Source organism: Pseudactinotalea sp. (assembly GCF_048594945.1).
Taxonomy (GTDB): domain Bacteria; phylum Actinomycetota; class Actinomycetes; order Actinomycetales; family Beutenbergiaceae; genus Pseudactinotalea.
In genome coordinates this window covers 1-4,754 of the sequence record NZ_JBMDXJ010000347.1, presented here as the reverse complement: position 1 = coordinate 4,754, position 4,754 = coordinate 1, and the positions used below count along the sequence as shown (strand labels likewise).

Here is a 4,754-nt window from a genome sequence, read left to right as displayed (position 1 = left end):
ACCAGGGTCGCGGCCATCAGGCCCGCCCAGTCGGGTCCGGTCTGAGGCGTCTGGGCGTTGAAGTTGCCCAGCGCCACGGTCAGCACGCGCGAGGAGTCGGTGTACGACACCAGCAGCGGCCAGAAGTAGTCGTTCCAGGAGTTGATGTAGGTGAGGATCGAGATCGTCGCGATCGGTCCCACCGTCATGGGGATCGCGAGGACGAAGAACACCCTCACCTTGCTGGCACCGTCGATCTGCGCCGCCTCCTCCACCTCGGTGGAGATGTTCATCAGGAACTGGCGCAGGAAGAAGATCGCGAACGGCGTCATGAACAGTCCTGGAAGCATGATCCCCAGCAGCGTGTCGATCAGCCCGAGGTCACGGACCAGCAGGAAGTTCGGCAGCAGTGTGAAGATCGTCGGCACCATCAGCGAGAGCAGGAACAGGCTGAAGATCAGGTTCCGTCCCCGCCAGCGCAGCCGGGAGAACGCGTACGCCGCCATCGCCGAGAAGAACACCTGACAGACCGTGACCACCGTGGCGACCACCACGGAGTTGCGCAGGTAGAGCCAGAAGTCCATCGAGGCACCGGATCCGCCCTGGGCGATCGCCTCCTCGACCGACTGCAACCCGAACACGCGCTCGAAGGCGCCCCAACCGAACCCGACCGGAGTGAGCGAGTTGGGGTCGACGTAGAGCGCGGCGTTGCTGGACAGCGCCGTGCGCAGCACCCAGTAGAACGGGAACAGCGTCACGAGCAGGACCAGGATCATCACGACCCACGCGACCACTCGTCCGGGGGTCAAGGCGCGGCGCCTGCGCCGCTTCTGCGTGGTGCGGGCAGGCGCTGAGCCGGCTGCAACTGTCTGTGTCATCACTCGCTCCTCTCAGTCCAGATCCGTCTGGCCCGCGCGTGTGACGCGGTACTGCAGGAAGGTGACGATCATCAGCAGCAACAGCAACGCCACGCTCAGCGCCGAGGCGTACCCGAAGTCGAACTGGGCGAACGCCTTCTCGTAGATGTAGAGCTGGAGCACGCGGCTCGCGTCGACCGGGCCACCTCCGGTGGTCACGGCCACGGTGTCGAAGACCTGGAACGAGCCGATCACGGACACGATCAGCACCAGCCCGAGGATCGGCCGCAGCAGTGGCAGCGTGATCGAGAAGAACGAGCGGATCTCCGAGGCGCCGTCCACGCGTGCCGCTTCGTACATCGTGGGCGGGATGGTCAGCAGGCCGGCGAAGATCAGCAGTGCCGTGTAGCCCATGTGCCGCCACACGTTGACGAGCGCGATCGTGGGGATCACCCACGCCTCGGAGGTGAAGAAGCCGATCCGGTCAGCGCCGAGGCCCTCGAGGATCGTGTTGCCGATGCCGAGCTGGAAGTCGAGGACCCACAGGAACACCAGAGCTGCGACCACGTTCGAGACCAGGTAGGGCGTCAGCACGAGCGAACGCAGCACGATCGACTGGCTGAGCCGCTGCATCAGCACCGCAATGAGCAGGGCCACCACGGTCTGCACGCCGATGTTGATCACCACGTACAGGGCCGTGACCCGCACCGCGTTCCAGAACACGGGGTCCGCGATCATCGCCACGTAGTTGTCCAGTCCCACGAACGTGGCTGGGGTGAGCACGTCCCAGGAGGTGAAGCTCAGCCAGATGCCGCGGAGCAGCGGCCAGAAGTAGAAGACGAGCAGGCCGATCGTGGCCGGCGCAATGAACAGCAGGGCGAGCCTGGTGTCGTCGCGCCGCCGACGGCGGACTGCGGTCGGTGGTGCTGCAGTGGTCATCGTTCCTCCTTGCGTCGTTGCAGGTCGAGGGTCTTCTCAGGCGCCGACGGCGGCAGCCTGGCTCGGTCGGTCCCGGTTGCGTCCGTGCTGTGGTCGGCCTCGATTGCCGTGCGATCGCGCCGACGGTGGCGGTTCGAGCAGCAGCCACTGGCACGCGACGACGGCCGCACCGCGCGCCCACTCGTCGAAGTCCGAGACCAAGAACTTGATGTCGGGCAGGGTCGCGTTCCGGTCGAGGTGCCCGGTGAGCGAGCTCTCGAGCTGAGGCTGGGCACGCATGACCGCCGGCAGCCCGTCACCCGCGAGGATCACGGTGGGCAGGTCGAGGGTGTTCACCAAGCCGGCGATCACCACCCCCAGCGCCGAGGCCGCATCGCCGAGCGCACGTCGCGCCGCCGCGTCACCGGCGTCGGCGAGCAGACAGACGCGGTCGAGCGTCATCGACGGGTCGCTGTGCGCCACGGCCACGGCACCCGTGATCGCCGCAGAGGTGAGATACGCCTCCACGCAGCCTCGGTGACCTTGGGAGCACAGCGGCCCCGACTCGCCGAGCCTCTGATGCCCGATCATGCCGGCCTTCCCGCTGCTGCCTGCGATGTTGCGCCCCTCCATCACCAGGCCGAGCCCCACACCGACACCCGTGGTCACCACCGCGAAGTCGTCCTGGCCGCGTGCGGGACCCGACCAGTGCACGCCGGCGGTGAGCGCGCGCACGTCGTTGCTGATCACGGTCGGCACGCCGCAGGCGCGCTCCACCTCGGCGGCGAGCGGCACATCGTCCCAGCCGAGATAGAGGCTCTGCCGCACCCGGTCGTCGAACCGCGCCATGGCTCCGGCGAGGCCGATCCCGACGCCCTCCACCGGAGCGTCGCCGGTCACTTCCTTCACCAACTCAACGATCGTCGCGGTGACCGCCGGGACATCCGTGGAATCCAGGTGTCGTTTCGCGCCGGCCCGCACCTGGCCGAGCGCATCGGTGCGGACCCCGTAGACCTCGTCTCCGGTGACCTTGAGTCCGACCATCTCGTGCTCCTCCAGCACGACCTCCAGCGGCGTACCCGGACGCCCACCGGTGCCGGACGGAGCGCTTGAGGACGGCCGAATCGCTGCGGTGTCCAGCAGCTCGCGAGTCACCCTGGTCAGGGCCGCCGGCGACAGGCGCAGCCGCCGTGCGAGCTCGGCACGCGGCAGCGGTCCGTGCACGAGCAGCTCTCGAATGACCGCTCGTGCGGAGTGTCCATGGGTGGCGAAGCCACGCTGCGCGGTGCCTCTCTGCACTCCGCCAGCATGACCGACTTTCTTTACTTGGTCAATAGTCGGTCGAGCGGCGGGTCCGGGCGGTCACGGTTCGACACTCGTCGCAACGCCGGGGGCGTCGGCGGCTCGCCGTAGCCTGCGTGCGTGGACGTGATCGCGGTGCCGACCGGCTCGGGGGCCTCGGTCTCGATCGACGGTGCGGATGAGCGGCTCACGTGGGAGCGGGCCGCCGATCTCGCGCACGCGCACACGGATGCCCGGTGGGTGTGGCCGGACACGGCGATCGCCTATCCCCGCCTGCTCGCCGCCGGCGCCCGACCTGCCCGCTGCTACGACCTGCGCTTGTGCGCTCAGATCCTGCGGCTGGCCGCGCCGGAAGCCGGAGCCGTCCCCAGCTGGCTCGACGCCGGACCTGCCGTCGTGGCGGAGCCGACGCTTCTCGACGGTCTCGACCGCGCGGAGAGCCTCACACCGAGCGACATCTCCGACGAGCTCGAGCGCCAGCAGGCTGCGGTCGCCGCAGCACCCGACGCCGGACGGCTGCGGCTGCTGCTGGCGGCGGAGTCGGCGGGCGCCCTCATCGCCGTCGAGATGCATGCCGATGGGCTGCCGTGGTCACGCGAGCGCCACGACGAGATCCTCCGGCAGGCGCTCGGCCCGCGCCCTCCGGCGGGCTACCGGCCAGCCGTGCTCGAGCGTCTCGCCGTCGAGATCGCCGGGCACCTGGGGGCGCCTCACCTCAATCCAGACTCCCCCGTCGAGCTGCTCAAGGCACTACGCGCCAACGGGCTCGATGTCACCTCCACCTCCAAGTGGGAGATCTCCCGCTCCGACCACCCCGTGGTCGCGCCGCTGCTGGAGTACAAGAAGCTCGCGCGACTGCTGAGCGCCAACGGGTGGCACTGGTTGGACACCTGGGTGCAGCCGGGCGTCGATGGCCGCGCCGACCGGTTCCGCACCGATTACGTGCCCGGTGGTGTCGTCACCGGCCGCTGGGCCACCAACGGTGGCGGCGCCCTGCAGATCCCCAGATCGCTGCGGGCTGCCGTGGTGGCCGATCCCGGCTGGCGCCTCGTGGTCGCCGATGCCGCGCAGATCGAGCCGCGCGTGCTCGCCGCGATGGCGCACGACGGCGATCTCGCGCGCGCCGGCGCCGACCGCGATCTGTATGCCGGACTGGTCGACGCCGGCGTGGTCGAGGACCGCCCCCGCGCCAAGGTCGGCATGCTCGGCGCCCTGTACGGCGGCACCACGGGCGAGTCCGGACTGGTGCTGCCCCGGCTGCGCCAGGCGTACCCGCGCGCAGTCGGGCTCGTCGACGCCGCCGCACGCGTCGGCGAGCGCGGCGGCACCGTGCGCACCTGGCTCGGCCGCACCTCACCGCCGCCGAGCGAGGCGTGGCGCAGCGTGCAGCACGCGGCCGCCGTGGTCGAGGCGAGCGCCGGCGACGAGCGTCGCGCCCGTACCCAGGCGCGCAACTGGGGCCGCTTCACCCGCAACTTCGTGGTCCAGGGCACCGCTGCGGAGTGGGCACTGTGCTGGATGGCCGAGCTGCGGCGCCGGCTACGGGCGATGCCGGTGGTCACGACGGATGCCGACGGCAGGCCTCCCGAGATCTCCGAGCCGCACCTCCCCGGTCACGGTCGCCCTCATCTGGTGTTCTTCCTGCACGACGAGATCGTGGTGCACGCGCCCGCCGAACTCGCTGAGCAGGTCGCGGCC

4 protein-coding genes are annotated in these 4,754 nt (G+C 69.9%); 1 reads left to right on the top strand and 3 read right to left on the bottom strand.

Annotation, left to right across the window (positions count from 1 at the left end; genetic code table 11):
* The 3 genes from ACOJSN_RS15705 to ACOJSN_RS15695 form a co-directional block, all read right to left on the bottom strand.
* Positions 1–857: carbohydrate ABC transporter permease (locus tag ACOJSN_RS15705; protein ID WP_420113431.1), on the bottom strand; the 857-nt coding region annotated here is incomplete at its 3' end.
* Between the two features lie 12 nt (positions 858–869).
* Positions 870–1,775, bottom strand: coding sequence for a carbohydrate ABC transporter permease (locus tag ACOJSN_RS15700; RefSeq protein WP_420113430.1), 906 nt, complete (start codon positions 1,773–1,775; stop codon positions 870–872).
* 36 nt (positions 1,776–1,811) lie between these two features.
* Complete coding sequence (locus ACOJSN_RS15695; protein ID WP_420113429.1) at positions 1,812–3,053, bottom strand: ROK family protein; 1,242 nt, start codon at positions 3,051–3,053, stop codon at positions 1,812–1,814.
* Between the two features lie 123 nt (positions 3,054–3,176).
* Here ACOJSN_RS15695 and ACOJSN_RS15690 point away from each other — a divergent pair.
* Positions 3,177–4,754, top strand: a 1,578-nt coding sequence (locus tag ACOJSN_RS15690; protein ID WP_420113428.1) for a bifunctional 3'-5' exonuclease/DNA polymerase, incomplete at its 3' end; no start/stop codon positions are given.